At 56.3% G+C, this 16,092-nt stretch carries 14 protein-coding genes; 8 read left to right on the top strand and 6 right to left on the bottom strand.

Annotated elements, in window-relative coordinates:
* Window positions 1–92: 92 nt before the first annotated feature.
* From G7048_RS02485 to G7048_RS02465, 5 genes are all read left to right on the top strand, one after another.
* Window positions 93–1,460, top strand: a complete 1,368-nt coding sequence (locus G7048_RS02485; protein WP_166066639.1) for an MFS transporter — start codon at window positions 93–95, stop codon at window positions 1,458–1,460.
* Between the two features lie 47 nt (window positions 1,461–1,507).
* The gene (locus G7048_RS02480) at window positions 1,508–2,986 is read left to right on the top strand and encodes an aldehyde dehydrogenase (RefSeq protein ID WP_166066638.1); all 1,479 of its coding nucleotides are present in this window, start codon (window positions 1,508–1,510) and stop codon (window positions 2,984–2,986) included.
* A 147-nt stretch (window positions 2,987–3,133) separates the two neighbouring features.
* Complete coding sequence (locus G7048_RS02475; protein ID WP_166066637.1) at window positions 3,134–4,033, top strand: LysR family transcriptional regulator; 900 nt, start codon at window positions 3,134–3,136, stop codon at window positions 4,031–4,033.
* 357 nt (window positions 4,034–4,390) lie between these two features.
* Window positions 4,391–6,004, top strand: a complete 1,614-nt coding sequence (locus G7048_RS02470; RefSeq protein WP_166066636.1) for a GMC family oxidoreductase — start codon at window positions 4,391–4,393, stop codon at window positions 6,002–6,004.
* 12 nt (window positions 6,005–6,016) lie between these two features.
* Entirely contained in the window at window positions 6,017–6,895 is an 879-nt protein-coding gene (locus G7048_RS02465; RefSeq protein WP_166066635.1) for an SDR family NAD(P)-dependent oxidoreductase, read from the top strand.
* Between the two features lie 67 nt (window positions 6,896–6,962).
* Here G7048_RS02465 and G7048_RS02460 read toward each other — a convergent pair whose 3' ends face one another.
* From G7048_RS02460 to G7048_RS02450, 3 genes are all read right to left on the bottom strand, one after another.
* Window positions 6,963–7,745 (bottom strand): tripartite tricarboxylate transporter substrate binding protein, encoded by a 783-nt coding sequence (locus G7048_RS02460; protein ID WP_240933136.1) that lies wholly within the window; start codon window positions 7,743–7,745, stop codon window positions 6,963–6,965.
* A gap of 300 nt (window positions 7,746–8,045) precedes the next feature.
* A complete protein-coding gene (locus tag G7048_RS02455; protein WP_166066632.1) occupies window positions 8,046–8,765 on the bottom strand; it encodes an aspartate/glutamate racemase family protein in 720 nt (239 codons plus the stop codon).
* Window positions 8,766–8,800: 35 nt separating this feature from the next.
* Window positions 8,801–10,291, bottom strand: a complete 1,491-nt coding sequence (locus tag G7048_RS02450) for an FAD-dependent oxidoreductase (protein WP_166066631.1) — start codon at window positions 10,289–10,291, stop codon at window positions 8,801–8,803.
* Window positions 10,292–10,684: 393 nt separating this feature from the next.
* Between G7048_RS02450 and G7048_RS02445 the strand changes: the two genes are divergently transcribed.
* On the top strand, window positions 10,685–11,698 hold the full coding sequence (locus G7048_RS02445; RefSeq protein ID WP_166066630.1) for an alcohol dehydrogenase catalytic domain-containing protein: 1,014 nt from the start codon (window positions 10,685–10,687) through the stop codon (window positions 11,696–11,698).
* Window positions 11,699–11,758: 60 nt separating this feature from the next.
* On the opposite strand, the gene G7048_RS02440 is transcribed toward G7048_RS02445, so the two are convergent.
* Window positions 11,759–12,037 carry a transposase gene (locus G7048_RS02440; protein ID WP_166066629.1) on the bottom strand — a complete coding sequence of 93 codons (279 nt, stop codon included), beginning with the start codon at window positions 12,035–12,037 and terminating at the stop codon, window positions 11,759–11,761.
* Between the two features lie 563 nt (window positions 12,038–12,600).
* Here G7048_RS02440 and G7048_RS02435 point away from each other — a divergent pair.
* Together G7048_RS02435 and G7048_RS02430 are read left to right on the top strand one after the other, a co-directional pair.
* Entirely contained in the window at window positions 12,601–12,801 is a 201-nt protein-coding gene (locus G7048_RS02435; RefSeq protein WP_166066628.1) for a hypothetical protein, read from the top strand.
* A 213-nt stretch (window positions 12,802–13,014) separates the two neighbouring features.
* A complete protein-coding gene (locus G7048_RS02430) occupies window positions 13,015–15,090 on the top strand; it encodes a catalase (RefSeq protein WP_240933135.1) in 2,076 nt (691 codons plus the stop codon).
* A gap of 312 nt (window positions 15,091–15,402) precedes the next feature.
* Here G7048_RS02430 and G7048_RS02425 read toward each other — a convergent pair whose 3' ends face one another.
* Both G7048_RS02425 and G7048_RS02420 read right to left on the bottom strand, forming a co-directional pair.
* Entirely contained in the window at window positions 15,403–15,720 is a 318-nt protein-coding gene (locus G7048_RS02425) for a plasmid stabilization protein (RefSeq protein ID WP_166066626.1), read from the bottom strand.
* Between the two features lie 41 nt (window positions 15,721–15,761).
* Window positions 15,762–16,070 carry a YqjD family protein gene (locus G7048_RS02420; RefSeq protein ID WP_166066625.1) on the bottom strand — a complete coding sequence of 103 codons (309 nt, stop codon included), beginning with the start codon at window positions 16,068–16,070 and terminating at the stop codon, window positions 15,762–15,764.
* Window positions 16,071–16,092: the final 22 nt, after the last annotated feature.

Below are 16,092 nucleotides of genomic sequence, written 5' to 3'. Positions count from 1 at the left end.
CTGGCACAACATGACGGAGACAAACGAGATGAATGAGATTCTGCAACCTTGCACTGTGCGGCCCGTGGCCTGCCCGATGACGGGAGGACAACATGGCGCGCAATGAACAACATGCGGGCGTAGACCCAGATCGCGTAATCAACAAATGTGCACGAAAGATCATGCCGTTGGTGCTCTTCGGCTTCTTTCTCTGCTATCTGGATCGCTCGAACGTCGGCATTGCGTCCTTGACGATGAATGCTGATCTCGGCATCACGCCAGAGATGTACGGCTGGGCGGTCAGCCTGTTCTTCTGGGGCTACTGTCTGTTTGAAGTGCCCAGCAACATGGCGCTTGCACACTTCGGCGCACGCATCTGGATTGCCCGCATCATGGTGATGTGGGGTGCGGCATCGCTTGCGATGGCGTGGGTCTGGAGCAAGGAGAGCTACTACGTTCTCCGGTTCCTCTTGGGCGTGGCTGAAGCGGGTTTTGTGCCGGGCGTCATCTTCTATTTCAGATCGTGGTTCCCTCAGCGTTATCACAACCGCATGCTGGGTATGTTCCTGGTGGCGAATCCTCTTTCGTCGTTGATCGGCAGCCCGCTGTCGGCGCTGCTATTGCAGATGGATGGCATTCTGGGGTTGAAGGGATGGCAGTGGCTTTTCATCCTCGAAAGCACGCCTACCATTGTGTTTGGCTTTGTCATCTTCTGGCTGCTGCCCAATAAACCCGGCGATGTGAAATGGCTGTCGCGTGAAGAAAAGGCATGGCTTGAAGGAACGCTTGAGCAAGAGCGTGCAAGCCGCAAGGGGATCAAGAGCGAGTCAGTGTTGGGCGTGATCTTCAACCCGCGCATCTGGCTGCTCAGCTCCATCTATCTGGGGCTGATGATCGGCATGTATGGCGTGAGCTTCTTCCTGCCGCAGATCGTCAAGGGCTTTGGTTTTTCCACCTTGCAGATTGGCTTCATCAGCGCAATTCCCTCACTGTTCAGTGCTGTTGCGATGGTGCTGTGGTCGCGCAGTTCAGACCGAACGGGAGAGCGCGCGCTGCATACAGCCGTCGCTGCTGTGATTGCGATGATCGGTCTGCTGATTGCCGCTACCGCGACGTCACCAGTGATGTCGTTGGTGGGACTTACCTTGACCTCTGTGGGTACCCTTGCCGGAATGGTCACTTTCTGGGCCATGCCGAATGCGTTGGTAACGGGTGCGCAAGCTGCAGCGGCGTTTGGTCTCATCAACACATTTGGTGCGTTTGGTGGCGTTGTGGGGCCCAACATCATGGGCTTCCTGCGTGGCTTCACAGGCGACTTCCAGAGTGGGTTGTTTGGGTTGGCTGCGTGCCAGATCGTTGGGGTAGGCGTGGCGCTTTACTTCCGCAAGGAAGTGAACGCAGCGCGATCGCGTGAGCAGACAGCACATGCGGACCGAAGCGCTTCAATGGAAGAAGGTGGAATCAAACCCGTCGTCAGGTAGTCCATATTTTGATTTGAGTTTGTCAGTAAGAAAGCAGGAGATAGCGCGTGAAGGAATATCAGTTGTTCATCAACGGTGAGTTTGTCAACCCGGCTCGCCGTGAGTGGTTTGAAACCCATGATCCGTACACCGGCAGTGCATGGGCTCGCATCCCTAAGGGAACAAAGGAGGACGTGGATCGCGCTGTCTCCGCTGCTTCGACGGCGCTCAAGGAAGGCGTCTGGCCGACGCTTACGCCCACGGCGCGTGGCAAGCTGTTGCGACGTCTTGGGGACTTGATCCTCGAGAACGCGCAGCATCTTGCGGAGATGGAAGTGCGCGACAACGGCAAGCTGATGAGCGAAATGCTCGCACAGATGCGTTCGCTGCCGGAGTGGTGGTGGTACTTTGGCGGTTTGGCAGACAAGCTCGAGGGTTCAGTGGTTCCATTGGATCGTGCTGATACGTTTGCCTTCACCACACATGAGCCGATCGGTGTGGTGGCCGCGTTGACGGCATGGAATTCGCCGCTGTTGTTTGTCGGCATGAAATGTGCGCCCGCACTGGCAGCGGGTTGCACTGTGGTTCTGAAACCATCGGAGTTCGCATCGGCCAGCACGCTGGAGTTCATGGAGCTGACACGCAAGGCGGGCTTTCCGCCCGGCGTGTTCAACGTGGTGACCGGCTTTGGCGCAGATACGGGTGCTGTTTTGGCGGAGCATCCAGACGTGGCGAAGATCAGCTTCACAGGGTCTGACGCCACAGGTGCGCGGGTCTACGCAGCTGCAGCGAAAACCATGAAGCGCGTATCGCTTGAACTGGGAGGCAAGTCGCCCAACATCGTTTTCGACGACTGCGATATGGATCAGGCCATCTCGGGTGCCATCTCAGGCATTTTTTCCGCAACAGGGCAGACCTGCGTGGCGGGTTCCCGCCTGTTGGTGCAGAACTCGATCAAGAAACAGTTCGTCGAGCGGTTGGTGGAAACGGTCAAAACCGCCAAGGTCGGCAATCCGCAGGATCCGCAGACCAACATTGGGCCAGTCGCAACTGCAGACCAGTTCCAGAAGGTGCTTCGCTACATTGACATCGCACGCGAAGGCGGTGCCCGCTGCATTCTGGGCGGCAACGCACGTACCGATCTGCCAGGTGGGCAATTCGTTGATCCCACCATCTTCGATGACGTGACGAACGATATGCGCATTGCGCAGGAAGAGGTGTTCGGTCCAGTGCTCTCCATCATCGGGTTCGATACCGAAGCCGATGCCGTGCGAATAGGCAACGACGTGATCTACGGATTGGCGGCTGGTGTCTGGACAAAAGATCTCTCACGCGCGCTGCGCATGACCAAGGCTTTGCGTGCAGGCACGGTGTGGGTCAATACGTATCGCGGCATGAGTTTCAATTTGCCGTTCGGTGGCATGAAGCAATCAGGTCTGGGGCGCGAAAACGGAATTGAATCGGTGCGTGAGTTCACTGAGCTCAAGAGCGTGTGGATCTCCACAGCGACTAGCGGGCCAGCCAATCCTTTCATCCTGAAAATCTGATCGACTGGACTTGAACGAGCGCGTTAGGTATCTGGGGCCTGACGCGCTCAGTGCGTTGCAATGGACTTGGCGGAGCAGGGAAAATGTCGCCTTTTCCCTGCAACCAATGCGCCTTCCCTGCAAGTGCATTGGCATACAATTTCTGCGATGGCAAACATTCCGCGTTTCGATCTGGTGGACTTGAGGCTCTTCGTGCTGGTGGTGGAGGGCAGCAGTCTCACGCGCGGAGCCGAACGCGCATTTCTTTCCGTTGCAGCAGCGAGTTTGCGCATCAAAAGTCTTGAAGAAGGCGTAGGGGCGCAACTGCTCTATCGCAACAAGAAAGGCATGTCTCCCACGCGTGCTGGCGAGGTTTTTCTTCAGCACGCATTGCGGGTGCTTGGTGAGGTGGAAGAGCTTCAAAAAGGCATTCAGGCGTTTTCCAGCGGCGTGCGTGGACATGTACGCTTGTTTGCCAACGCTACAGCGGTGTGCGAGTTTCTACCGGCTGTGCTCGCCAAGTTCTTTGTCGCGCATTCATCCATCACCGTTGATCTGCAGGAGCGCCTGAGCGCGGAGATCGTGCGTTCGGTGCAGGACTCGGTGGCCGACATAGGAGTCATCTCGGGTCGCGCTTCGGCAGAAGGACTGGAAACTTTGCCGTACAAGAAGGACTTGATGGTATTGGCCGTGCCAGACCAGCATCCATTGGGTTCCATGAAAAGCCTTCATTTTGCTGATGCGCTTGACTACGAATTCGTCAGTCTGAGTTCCCGCACCTCGACCTATACCTATCTGCAGCAGGAAGTGGCGCAGACCGAGCGCGCCATGCAGCAGCGCGTGGAAGTCGGCAGCTACGATGCCATGTGCCGCATGATCGAAGCCGGCGTGGGCATTGGTGTGTTGCCCGAGATGGTGGCGCGCCGCCATGCGCGCTCCATGCGCATCAAGATCGTGGCTTTGCAGGACGAATGGGCCATGAGGGAGCTGAAGATCTGCGTTCGCAAACTGGATGATCAACCGGTTTTTGCGCAGCGGCTCATCGAGTTCATTCTGGAAAACGACTGAGTTCCTGGGGGCTTGTCCCTTTTGCGCAAGTGTCCCGTGGGAGAGTTACGCCGATTTTTTGATGTAGCTGGCAGTAGTGGCATGCGCGCTTGTGACTTCATTCACGACACCAGGTTTGGGCTCATCAAAACATGGGTTCGCCAAATCTTGATTGCTCACATCCGGGCTGTTCCCTTAGATTCAACTCAGCCGCCATTCGTGGTCACTTTCATTTTCCCTGTTTGAAGTGATGTGATGGCAGTGCGAAGCAATTTTTGAGAATGAGACTGTTGAATGGACTTCGACTGTTGGCATGTTGAAGCCAAGTGTGATGGGCAGATTCGACAGTCTCGATAACGATGCGTTCAGGAGACTGAGTTGAAAAATAGTACGTTTGATTATGTGATCGTCGGTGCGGGCTCTGCGGGCTGCACATTGGCTTATCGTCTTTCGCAGAATCCTCAGGTGAAAGTCCTAGTGCTGGAAGCTGGGGGATGGGGGAAGCATCCGTTTCTTCATATTCCGCTGGCATGGCCGCACATCTTCTACAACCGGATGAGCGACTGGAACTACTTCTCCGAGCCAGATGCGACCATCGCCAATCGTCGCCTCGATTGCGCGCGTGGCAAGCTCGTTGGCGGAAGTTCATCCATCAACGGAATGACCTACATGCGAGGGCATCCGGGTGACTACGACCGTTGGGCAAGTACGCCGGGTCTGGAGGGTTGGGCCTTCAAGAATGTCCTGTCGCTATTCAAGCGTGCGGAGTCCTGGGAGGGCGGCGAAGATGAATTCCGTGGTGGGTCAGGTCCATTGACCACACGCTATTCGCGTTTCAATGATCCTATATCTGAGAACTTCGTGGCTGCAGGGATTGAGGCGGGTTATCCCTTCACCAAGGATTTCAACGGCGAAGAGCCCGAAGGATTTGCAGCGTGGCAATCCACCATCCGCGATGGCCTCCGTTGCAGCACGGCGGTGGCCTACATGAAGCCCGCGCTAGAGCGCGAGAACGTGACGCTCGAAGTGCGGGCGATGACCCAACGCGTTCTGATGGATGGCACTACCGCGATCGGCATTGAGTACATGCAGGATGGCCAGTTGCGTCAGGTGTATGCAAGCCGTGAAGTGATTCTTGCGGCGGGTGCTATCAACTCGCCGCAGTTGCTCAATCTGTCGGGCATCGGCGCGTCGAATGAGCTGAAGGACATCGGCGTGAAGACCATCGTCGATCTGCCGGGTGTCGGCAAGAATCTGCAAGACCATATCTCTGTCGGCGTGACATACGCGCGCAAGGACCGCAGCCCGTTGCACAAGGCCATGCGCGCAGATCGTATCGTCCGTGAATTGGGGCGTGCCTACTTCAAGGGCGATGGCATCGCCACGGACCTTCCTTCGGGTGGACTTGCGCACATCAAGAGTTCTCCCGAGCAGGAGCTGCCCGATATCGAGCTGCTGACCGCTGCCGCGCCCAGCACGGCTCACCCCTATTTCTGGCCGTTTGTTCCAAGTTATTCGGATGGTTTCATGGTGCGCGCGGCGGTGTTGCGACCCGAAAGTCGCGGTCATGTACGACTGTCCTCCAATGACCCCAACGCCGCGCCGATCATTGCTCAGAACTTTCTGGCGAACTACAGCGATCGCGAGGCGTTGCGCAAGGGTGTTCGCATGGTTCGCGATGTGGGACGCCAGAAATCTCTGGCCAAAATCGTGGACAGGGAACTCACACCAATGGGTTTCAGCGATGCGGAAATCGATGCGCATATTGGTGCAGCCGCGATCAGTGTTCATCACCCTGTGGGCACCTGCAAGATGGGTAATTCAAACGATGTGAATGCGGTTGTCGATCTAGAATTGCGCGTGTTTGGTACACGCAATCTACGGGTCGTGGATGCCTCCATCATGCCACTCATCGTTGGGGGCGGAACGAATGCGCCCACCATCATGATTGCGGAGAAGGCGTCCGACATGATCGCTGCGAGTACGCACTGAATGCAGCGCTCCATGTCTGTACCATATGGATTCGATGGCGATATATCCAAGCCCGAGATGCTCGCTTCAACGTCATTCCATAACGGGGGAGGGGCGCGCGAGCGATTCACCGGGAAAGTTGTCCTGATCACCGGCGCAAGCGGCGGTGTGGGCGCTGTTCTGGCGGATTCGTTTGCGTGCGAGGGTGCGATCACAGTGCTTGCGGATGTGAATCGAAACGCAGGTGAAGCGTTGGAACGCTCGCTGCGCGATAGGGGGCATCAAGCCATGTTCGTGACATTGGATGTGTCAAACGCCGGTGACTGGTCCGCGGCGATGGAGCGCATCCAAAGTGAGTTTGGCGCGCTGCATGTATTGGTGAACAACGCGGGCATCATCAGCAGAACCGGCATTCGTGATGTGACCAGCGAGGAATGGCAGCGCGTGTTGAATGTGAACCTGATGGGCTCCATGCTGGGAATTCAGTCCGTAGCCAAGCTAATCCGCGACTCGGGCGGTGGAAGCGTGGTGAACGTGGGTTCCACTTCAGGCGTGGTTGGGCATCCAGGCGTGGCGTACTCGGCCAGCAAATGGGGCTTGCGTGCACTCACGCGAAGCGCTGCGCTCGATCTGCTGGAGTGGGGGATAAGGGTGAATGCGGTGCATCCGTCGCAAGTGGCGGGCACGGGTATCACCAAAGGCGCGAACGAAGGTTATCGGCAAGCGAGCGATCGCGTGATGCCCGCAGGGCGCGCTGTAAACGCTGAGGAGGTCGCTTCCGCAGTCCTGTTTCTTGCGAGTGGGGAATCCAGCTACATCAATGCGACGGACCTGATGGTGGATGGTGGTGCCGTGTCAATTGGTATGCCCCGCATGCGTTCATTGCTGGAGTCTGAGTACAGTTCGACTTGAATGAGGCGGCATCGTTGCGATGCTGTTCTTGTCGCCCACCTGCCAGCAGTGATGCTGGCTAGACGGGTCATGAAATCTGAAGGTTCGATACCTTGGCCATGCGCTCGATGTTCTTCGCATCCTTCATCATGAAGTGCAACCATTCCGTTGGCGTACTCAACTTGACTTCCATGCCCTGATTCTGGATGGACTTGATCACCTCGGGCTGTTGAAGCGATTGCTGCGTCGCGGCATTGAGCCGTTCGACTATGGATGGCGCGATGCCTTTGGGGCCCACGAATCCGAACCAGCACAGGAAATCAAAACCACGATGTCCCAGTTCCTCAAAGGTGGGTACATCCGGAAGTATCTTGGTACGCGTGAGACCGCTGACGGCCAGTGGTTTCACTCGCTTTGCGCGGATCATCGCCATGGCCGATGGAAGTGTCGGAAAGTTGGCGTTGACTTGCCCTGCAACTGTCGCCATGACGCTGGGGCCTGCGCCTTTGAACGGGACATGCAGCATTCGGATTCCAGCGATCTTGCTGAAGAACTCTGCGCTGAGTTGTGTGGTTCCTGCAAGTCCATCCGAGCCGTAGCTGATGCTGTCGGGCTTGTCTTTGGCGAGTCTGATGAAGTCATTCACATCGTTGGCTGGAAGGTCGTTGTTGACCACTAGCACCACGGGAGCCTGCGCAACCGATGCGATCGGCGTGCACTCGTTGGATGGGTTGTATTTGAAGCCGGAGCGCAAAACCATGTTGATGAATGCGCCGCTTGCATTCAGCAGTATCGAGTACCCGTCAGCAGGTGCGCGCGCGATCTGCGTCGCAGCCAGCGCGCCAGCCACGCCGGGCTTGTTTTCAACCACGATAGGCTGTCCAAGTTGGATGGACATCTGTGCGGTGATGATGCGCGCCGTGACATCAGTGCCTCCGCCAGGCGGGTATCCAACCCATACGGAAATCGGACGAGTTGGATAGTTCTGCGCGCGCAACGACAGTGGGGAAAGCGCAAGTCCCAACGTTGTGGCGGTTGAGAAGTTTCGGCGGGTCAACATGCGGATTCCACTTTCAAGAAGGCATTGTGCGGTAATTGGATGGGCGGTGTTCTTTTGTTGAGTGATGCTTCCAGTTTTTGATGGTGCGCTCCGCTCGTTGTTTGTCCCGAGTCAGTCTTGCAGTGCGGGGGCGAGCGAACGAAGCAACTGCCCATATCCTGCAATCGCGCGTGTCTCGTTCATCATCCGCAGCGCAGCCCAGATGCAGACCTGTGTGGTGGAAAGCACGGGCTTTCCAAGTTCCCGTTCAATCTGTTCAAGCACCTGCATTGATTTCCAGTTGGTACATGCCAGCACAATGGCTTGCGCGTCGGGGGTGTCAATTGCGCGTGCCAAGTCCAAGGCTGTCGAGGCATCCAATCTGCCGACGGTCAGATTGTCCACCAGTCCAAGTCCCTTGGCGTTGACGACCTGAAATCCATTGGCTTCCAGAAAACTTTTGGCAATGCCGTTGACCTTTTCGTCATACGCAGCGCCCAAAGCCAGTCGCTCGATTCCAAGATGGCGTAATGCTTCCAGCAATGCGGTGGATGCTGTGGATGACTTCTTCCCAGAAGCTTTCTCGATGCGTTCTGTGACTTCGCGGTCATATCCCAAGCCTTTGAGAAAGCTGGGTGCGGTGGCACCAAGTATCACCACGTCCACATCGGCGCTTGCCAGATTGCGGGCTTGCTTTTCCATGTCGAGCACGACGTTTTCGATGGAATCCGTAGCAATCTGCGTAAGGTACAGACGTGCAGAATGCAGCGTGATGTGCGAGGGCAGTGCGCGGTAGAACTCGGGTTCGATGGTGGTGTTGGAAGAGGGGATCAGCAGGCCGATTCGACTCATGTTCGTGACTTTCTTAGTTGGTATGTTGGGTGTGCTCAAGCGTGAGCGTTCAAGGCGGCATTTTTTCCTGCGATTCGTCCAGAAACGAATGCCCAGCCCAAGTGATGACCGTGGCCTTCCAGTAGTAATCCACCTTGTCCCGCGGACCCGGCGGCGAAGAGCCCAGGAATGGGCAGATCAGCGTGGTCGAGCACTTCGAGGTTTTCATTGACGCGCAAACCACCGTCTGTGAAAACCACGTAGCTTTTGACGGGGCCAAGCGCGTAGTAAGGACCGCCGCCGATGGTTGGTCGTGCTCCTCGTTCGGCCGAATCGTTGTAGTCCTTGACAGTGGATTGCAGAGCGGATGTTGGTACACCCAATTTTTCAGCCAACTCATCCAGCGTATTCGCACGATGAAAGATGTCTGGCCGGTTGCGCTTGTAGTCCTTCATGTAGGCATATGCGACGCCTGGCGCGGTCGAGACGAAGTAGGGCCAACGTTCAAATTTGGCTGCCGTGCTTTCGTCCATCATGATCCACGCGATCTTCTCGGGTTGGCGTGCTACGTCTTTGGCGGGCGCATTCAACTCATCTGTGAACCGCTTGCCAGCCTTGTTGATGAGCAGTCCACCTTCTCGTAGTAGATCAGGTGAGGGGCCCAATGCGGTTGTCAGAAAACTCATCAGGAATGGACGCAGCAAGCGCTGCGGAAGATGCTTCATCGACCATGCAATGCAGCGTGCGATGGCGGTTCCGGGTGGCAGGCGCTGAATGAAATTTTTGCCTGTCGGAGGAACGAAGCGCATGATCGGACCGCGGACGATGTCGCCATTGATGACGCTCGCGCCGACGGATATCGCCATGCGATGGCCGTCGCCAGTGGCGGTTCTGTTGACGGGCTCGACGGGGACGACACTTTCCGATGCGAAGCGTCGCTTCAAATCTTCTGAGCCGCTGTAGTCACCTGATGCAAGCACGACGGCGCGGTTGGCGAGATAGCGCCACTTCTGTCCTTGGGCATCTGTTGCGTGAACTCCTACGACGCGATTCTTCTCGATGATCAGATCGGTTGTGTTGGTGTTGGTGTGGATGACCACGCCCAGTGATTTGCAGTGCCGGGTGAGGTGATATGCAAAGGACTTTGAGTTGGGAACGACGTTGTGCATTCGCGCGACGCGATGAGGCGGCTCTTCTTGTGGCCCGACGAACACGACGCCCAGATCCATCAACCACTGAAGCATTTCGCTGCTGTTGTCTGCCAGTATTCTGCGCAGCTTGAGGTTGTCCCTGGAAACGAGATTGCCAGCGTGAAGTGCCAAGTCTTCAAAGTGCGCGTCAGCGGAGTCCTCAATGCCTGCGGCACGTTGATGCGGCGTGTCGGATGCGGTGACCGACCCAACTGACCATGACGTGGAGCCACCGGGTTCAGGATTCTTCTCCAGTACAGTGACTTGGCTGCCCGCCTTCGCGGCTTCGTAGGCGGCGGCCAATCCTGCACCTCCGGCACCGATGATGAGAACCTCGGATGTATGGGTTTTGATCATTCCGTTCAATGTCGCTTCTTTAACTCAAGTCAGCCGCATTGAGTGCATCTGCTTGGCAGAGGCGTTACGCGGCGGGTTAGGGCTTTCATGCACGGAGCGTGCTTGTGGCGACATGACTATGTGCCACAAGTTCGATTGAGTGCTTGTGGCGAGTGTGACGATGCTTCGAAATGATGGCAATTTGCGATTGGCTAAGCAGTGTTTTGCTTAAGAAAAACGTTTGGGGTCAGTAATTCGTTGTACGCGTGGCTAGTTGGGGGCAGGCTTGTCTAACTTTATGTTTGTGTCGTTTGAAATGGTGCTTTGAAATATCTTGATTGCTGAGCTTTGGGTGGCTGCACATACTGCATTAAGTTCATCGCTCTTCCATGTTCCAGCAAGAGTGTTGAGTCATTGAAGAACAGGGAGAAATGCATATTGAAATCCGAGTTGGCGGGAGATGCGGGTGGGTTCGAATTAATGCTGAGTGACGGCCTTGATGTTGAGTTTCCGGGACCTGGAAAAGTGCTGATAGACGTGAAGGCTTGCGAGGTTGTCTTAGGCAAAGACTGTGCCATGTGCACGGACGATGAGATTCAACGCAGCCAGATGATTGCTAGAGGGCAGATGGTGGCCGGGAGAGTCCGTGCGGTGGGGACGGGCGTGGCCAGCTTTGCGATCGGAGATTCCATCGCAGCACGGGTAGAACCAGGGGGCCTAACGAGTGTCATCATGGCGCCAGCGCATGGCTGCTACCGATTGCCGGATGGCATGTCATTCGCAATCGGTGCAGCGTTGGGTGAGAGTTTTCAGATGGCTTATATCGCTCTGAGTGAGTACTCTGAGTTCCAGAATGGATGTTCGATTCTTGTTTTTGGTGTGACAAGCGAGTTGGGGTCCTCCATCGTGCAACTTGCCAAATCTGCAGGCGCGTCGATCATCATCGGAACGGTATCGCACACAACTCAGGTGGAAGATGCCGTTGCTTTAGGCTGCGACCACGTTCTCGATTTTTCAAAAGGAGATGATTTCCGGCGGCTGAGCGATTTTGTGTCTAGCGTCACCAACGGCAGCAGCTTGGATATTGCAGTTGGAACGACGGTTTGTGAGCACTACTTGGCAGCGCTGAATGCTGCTTCCTTAGTGGTGCGGGGGCTTTGCGTCAGGGATTCTTCGATCTTCGTTTCGCGGCGTATTGATGAGCAGGTAGCTTGGCTTCGAGGAGAAGGAATCTTGATCATGCCCATCTGTGTTGGGCTAGCTCCAGCAAAACGTAGGGCAATTCAGGAAAGTCTCTTCGCTCTTTGGATTGATGGGTTGTTCATACCGCGGAATTTCAGTCTCATTCCAGAATCACGTATTTCGCAGTTGTCAGAACTGACAGCGCTCGGAGTAGGGTGGAAGAAAATAATCTTGGTGTCTGACTAGATAAATGCAAACTTCTTGTTGTAGACATAGCTTGACGACAAGGCGTATTTTGTTGACGAGCTAGATGAATGCGAAGAATGTGGTGCGACAGTTCTGTGCCGAGACGTCGCGCGAGGATTTGAAGCGCGAAGGATCTTCAACACCCGCCTTGAAGGTCAATGCCGTGACCGGCCCAACGCCGGGATTCGTCATCAGAGGTTTGCACAGCGGATCAATTTTGACCAGCGCCTTGATGGCGTTGTCGAGGTTGAGATAGATTTTGCAGAGTATGGTGCGCGCGTCCAGCAGGGGTGTCAGCGCGCATGAGAGCATCTCGTCGTGAGCGAAGGTCTCGCGCACTTTGGCGTCAAAGGAACCATGACCGACCCGGCGCTCGCCAGGCGGGTGCCGAAGACGCGCAGCAGGTCCCTCCGTTCGTTCTCCAAGTCGACGCATTTCGCCACGATGGTCTTGCGGCTGACGAGTAGCGCACGCACGCGGCGGTACTCGCCGGTGCGTAGTGATGGAGCCAAGTAGATGCTCAGTGCCTTGAATAAGGCAGAGTCGGCGATCAATCGCCACCCCTACTCCGAGCCGTGATGGTGCGTCATTAGCCAGCTTGCAGCGCTGGAGGGTCGTGGGTCTGCTTCGCGACCGATGCGGTCGTTCGACGCGGAATGCATGAAAGGCAGTTCTCAGCCTTTACCAGTCAGTCACCCAATCTCCGCAAAGCTGACCTTCAAACCCAAAGTCAAGGATAGCTGCAGCCCTCACTTAGTTGCGTAGAACTCCTAAGCAATCCGCAATATGCCGTAAGCAGGATCAATGACTACACAGCCTGTTGGGATGCGGGCGCACATTGGATGACAGATAGCCACGGAGATGGAGAGGCATTCTTTCATTCTCAGGAAAGGGGATCCACCATGCCGCAAAAAGCCAGACCCGACGAAGGCAAGGCTCTGGAGCCGACCATCATTGCCGAGCAGCATCGCAAGACCAAAACGTCCACCAACGCCAGGCCAACCAAGGAGCCAGTGCCATCAACGGACTCCACGAGCCACGACAAGGCTGCAGAGCCCACCATCATTGCAGAGCAGGAACGGCACCCTGCAAAGCGTGACTGAGTCTTGGTGCTGTGCACTTGCATCACATTTGTCACTGCGCGCTCATGTTTCGAAATTTCCGTTGATCGGTCAAAGATTCTGTCATTTGTACAAGTGAGCGCGCAGCGTCTTCAGCTTTGTTACAAGCCCATGGTTCATGGGCATGCTCTCTGACAGATGAAGGTTGCGTACAGGTCGAACATGGAGTCTTTCATCGCTTCAGGAGAGAACGCCATGAGCCGCACCACGCCATCGAATGGCCCATCGATCACCGGCAAAGGCGGTGAGCTTCAGCAACAGGCATCGACCACACATCCGCAACTGACCACTCAGCAAGGCATTGCGGTGTCCGACAACCAGAACTCCTTGCACGCCTATGGTCGCGGACCGACCTTGCTGGAGGACTTCATACTGCGCGAAAAAATCACGCACTTCGACCATGAGCGCATTCCGGAACGCATCGTGCATGCGCGGGGCACGGGCGTTCATGGGCGCTTTGTGCTCAGCAAGTCACTCAAGAAATTCACCACGGCCAAGGTACTGACGGAGAAAGGTGTCGATGTCCCTATCTTCGTGCGCTTCTCGACCGTGGCGGGTGGAGCAGGCTCCGTGGATACGCCGCGCGATGTGCGCGGGTTTGCCATCAAGTTCTATACAAAGGAAGGCAATTGGGATCTGGTGGGCAACAACATTCCGGTGTTCTTCATTCAGGATGCGATGAAGTTTCCGGACCTGGTGCATGCGGTGAAGATGGAGCCCGATCGCGGCTTTCCTCAGGCCGCTACTGCACACGACACGTTCTGGGATTTCGTCTCGCTGATGCCCGAGTCACTGCATATGGTGATGTGGACCATGAGCGATCGCACGATTCCGCGAAGTCTTCGAATGATCGAAGGCTTTGGAGTTCACTCGTTTCGACTGATCAATGAACGCAGCGAGAGCACGTTCGTGAAATTCCATTGGCGGCCCCAACTGGGCATTCAATCCACCGTGTGGGACGAAGCCGCCAAGCTTCAATCCGCCGACAACGATTTTCATCGTCGAGACATGTTCGATGCGGTGCAATCGGGGCGGTTTCCCGTGTGGGATCTGTATGTTCAACTCTTCACGCAGGAGCAGGCCGACCAGTTGCCCTACGATCATCTGGACCCTACCAAACTCATCCCGGAAGAGGTCATACCGCTGGACAAGATCGGCTCCTTCATACTGGATCGGTGGCCTGACAATTTCTTCGCGGAGACCGAGCAAGTGGCGTTCTGTCCTGCCAATGTGCCGCCGGGCATTGACTTCAGCAACGACCCGTTGCTGCAAGGGCGATTGTTCTCGTATCTCGACACCCAGCTCTCGCGTCTGGGTGGCCCGAATTTTTCGCAGATTCCCATCAACGCACCCAAGTGTCCGTTTGCCAATTTCCAGCGCGATGGACATATGCAGATGCAGCAGCCCAAGGGCCGCGTGGCTTATGAACCGTCAAGTCTTGATCCTGCATCACCACGCGCCTCGATGGAGCATGGGTTCAGAAGCTTTGCCGAGGGTGCTGGAGACGATGCCAAGGGTCGCGTGCGACCGGAAAGCTTTGCAGATCACTACAGCCAGGCTCGTATGTTCTATCGCAGCCAAAGCGAAGTGGAACAGGCGCATATGGCATCAGCGCTGGTGTTTGAACTCTCCAAGGTGCAGACCGAGAATGTGCGCAGTGCCATGGTGAGTCATCTGCTCGTGATCGATCCTGACCTTGGCAAACGTGTGGCTGCTGGCTTGGGCCTGGAACCGATGCCTAAGCCCGCAGCAGATGAGCAGCGCGTCAATGACCTCGCTCCCAGCCCGGCCTTGCGCATCATTGACCGCATGTTGCCGACCCTAGAGGGGCGCTGCATTGCCATCTTGGTGGATGACGGATCGAATGTTCAAAGTGTGGTCGCACTGGTCAAAGCGATTGAATCACAGAACGCGAGCTTCACAATCGTGGCGCCTAAAGTGGGTGGTGCAAAGCTCAGTGATGGGACATTTTGCAAGGCAGATGCGCAACTGGCGGGTGCGCCCTCGGCGCAATTCGATGCGGTCGCATCGGTGCTCACAATGGCTGTTGGCGAGCGGCTGAGCCATGACGCAGCCGCTCAGGATTGGTTTCGCGATGCATTCGGACATCTCAAGGCGATTGCTGCCTGCAAGGCCACCCGGCTGATTCTTCAATCTGCGGGAGTGGAGCCCGACGAGGGGGTGTTCGCCCCAGAGGACATCCAGGCATTTTTGAAGGCCGCAGCGACGCGGCTCTGGAGTCGTGAATCCAAGGTTCGCACGTTGGCCTGACCTTGCATGCAAGAGACGGAACCCATGCCATACGACTAGATTGATGCGCTGCAATGGCCAGCCTTTGCAGCATCGCTATGGGCAGCATGGCTGGTTGCCTCCAACCGCAAGAACGCCAGAAATCACGGTTTCTGGGTTTTTCTTGCCAGCAACCTGCTGTGGATCGTCTGGGGAATGCATTCGCGCAGCTACGCGCTGGTCGCGCTTCAAGTGGGATTGGTGTTGTTGAACCTGCGCGGCTTGCAAAAGACAGACGCGCCTTGAGACCATGTGGGGAATACTCGTCTCACAGCGTTTCAACCTTGGTCTTACTTACTTGCTTGCGCGCGCTGCTGCATTGCGTTTGCGTGTCGCAGCCGCTTTCTTTGCGGAAGCGGATCGTTCGGCAGCCGAGCGGCTTGCGGATGCGGCGCCGCCCAACTTTCCGCCCTTGCGTGATGAGGAACGATCCACGGGATGGCCACGGCCCGAACCTGATTTCTTGCCACCGCCGGTCTCCTTGTTGACCGTAGCCCAAGCACGGCTCTCGGCCTCTTTCTCGCTCACGCCGCGGCTTTCGTAGCTTGCTTCGATATGGGCGGCCTGACGTTTTTGCTTGTCGGTATAGGAAGATTTGTCACCTCTTGGCATGCGTGCCTCCTTGCGCGTGAACGCGCGATCTGTAAAGCGCGTCAGCGCTTGGCCAGACAGAATCCGATGACGGCACCCACAGCCAGCGCGACACCTGCGACCCGCCACGGTTCATCATGGGCGTATTCGTTGCTCAATTTGGCGGCTTCTTGGGTGCGAGTGGCCGTTTCTTCGGCCACATGGGTCACCGTGTCGCGCACTTGGCTCACACCATCGCTCAGGCGCTGACGCATGTCGCGAATGTGGGGAATGGCATCCAGCTCCTTGCTGGACAGCAGGTTGCCAAGATCTCCGAGCAACTGCTCGATGCCGTTCAAACCGCTGGATGCGCTGTGTTTGGAAAATCTCATGGTCGATTCACCTTTCTCCATC

It is taken from the genome of Diaphorobacter sp. HDW4B (assembly GCF_011305535.1).
GTDB lineage: Bacteria > Pseudomonadota > Gammaproteobacteria > Burkholderiales > Burkholderiaceae_C > Diaphorobacter_A.
Note: the sequence above shows the minus strand (reverse complement) of the source record. Positions and strands in the feature narration are given on the sequence as shown.

Excerpts from the sequence above, each read along its gene's own strand:
- G7048_RS02485 (WP_166066639.1), top strand. The coding sequence starts at position 93 with ATGGCGCGCAATGAACAACATGCGGGCGTAGACCCAGATCGCGTAATC.
- G7048_RS02475 (WP_166066637.1), top strand. The coding sequence starts at position 3,134 with ATGGCAAACATTCCGCGTTTCGATCTGGTGGACTTGAGGCTCTTCGTG.
- G7048_RS02465 (WP_166066635.1), top strand. The coding sequence starts at position 6,017 with ATGTCTGTACCATATGGATTCGATGGCGATATATCCAAGCCCGAGATG.
- G7048_RS02455 (WP_166066632.1), bottom strand. The coding sequence starts at position 8,765 with ATGAGTCGAATCGGCCTGCTGATCCCCTCTTCCAACACCACCATCGAA.
- G7048_RS02450 (WP_166066631.1), bottom strand. The coding sequence starts at position 10,291 with ATGATCAAAACCCATACATCCGAGGTTCTCATCATCGGTGCCGGAGGT.
- G7048_RS02435 (WP_166066628.1), top strand. The coding sequence starts at position 12,601 with ATGCCGCAAAAAGCCAGACCCGACGAAGGCAAGGCTCTGGAGCCGACC.
- G7048_RS02430 (WP_240933135.1), top strand. The coding sequence starts at position 13,015 with ATGAGCCGCACCACGCCATCGAATGGCCCATCGATCACCGGCAAAGGC.
- G7048_RS02425 (WP_166066626.1), bottom strand. The coding sequence starts at position 15,720 with ATGCCAAGAGGTGACAAATCTTCCTATACCGACAAGCAAAAACGTCAG.
- G7048_RS02420 (WP_166066625.1), bottom strand. The coding sequence starts at position 16,070 with ATGAGATTTTCCAAACACAGCGCATCCAGCGGTTTGAACGGCATCGAG.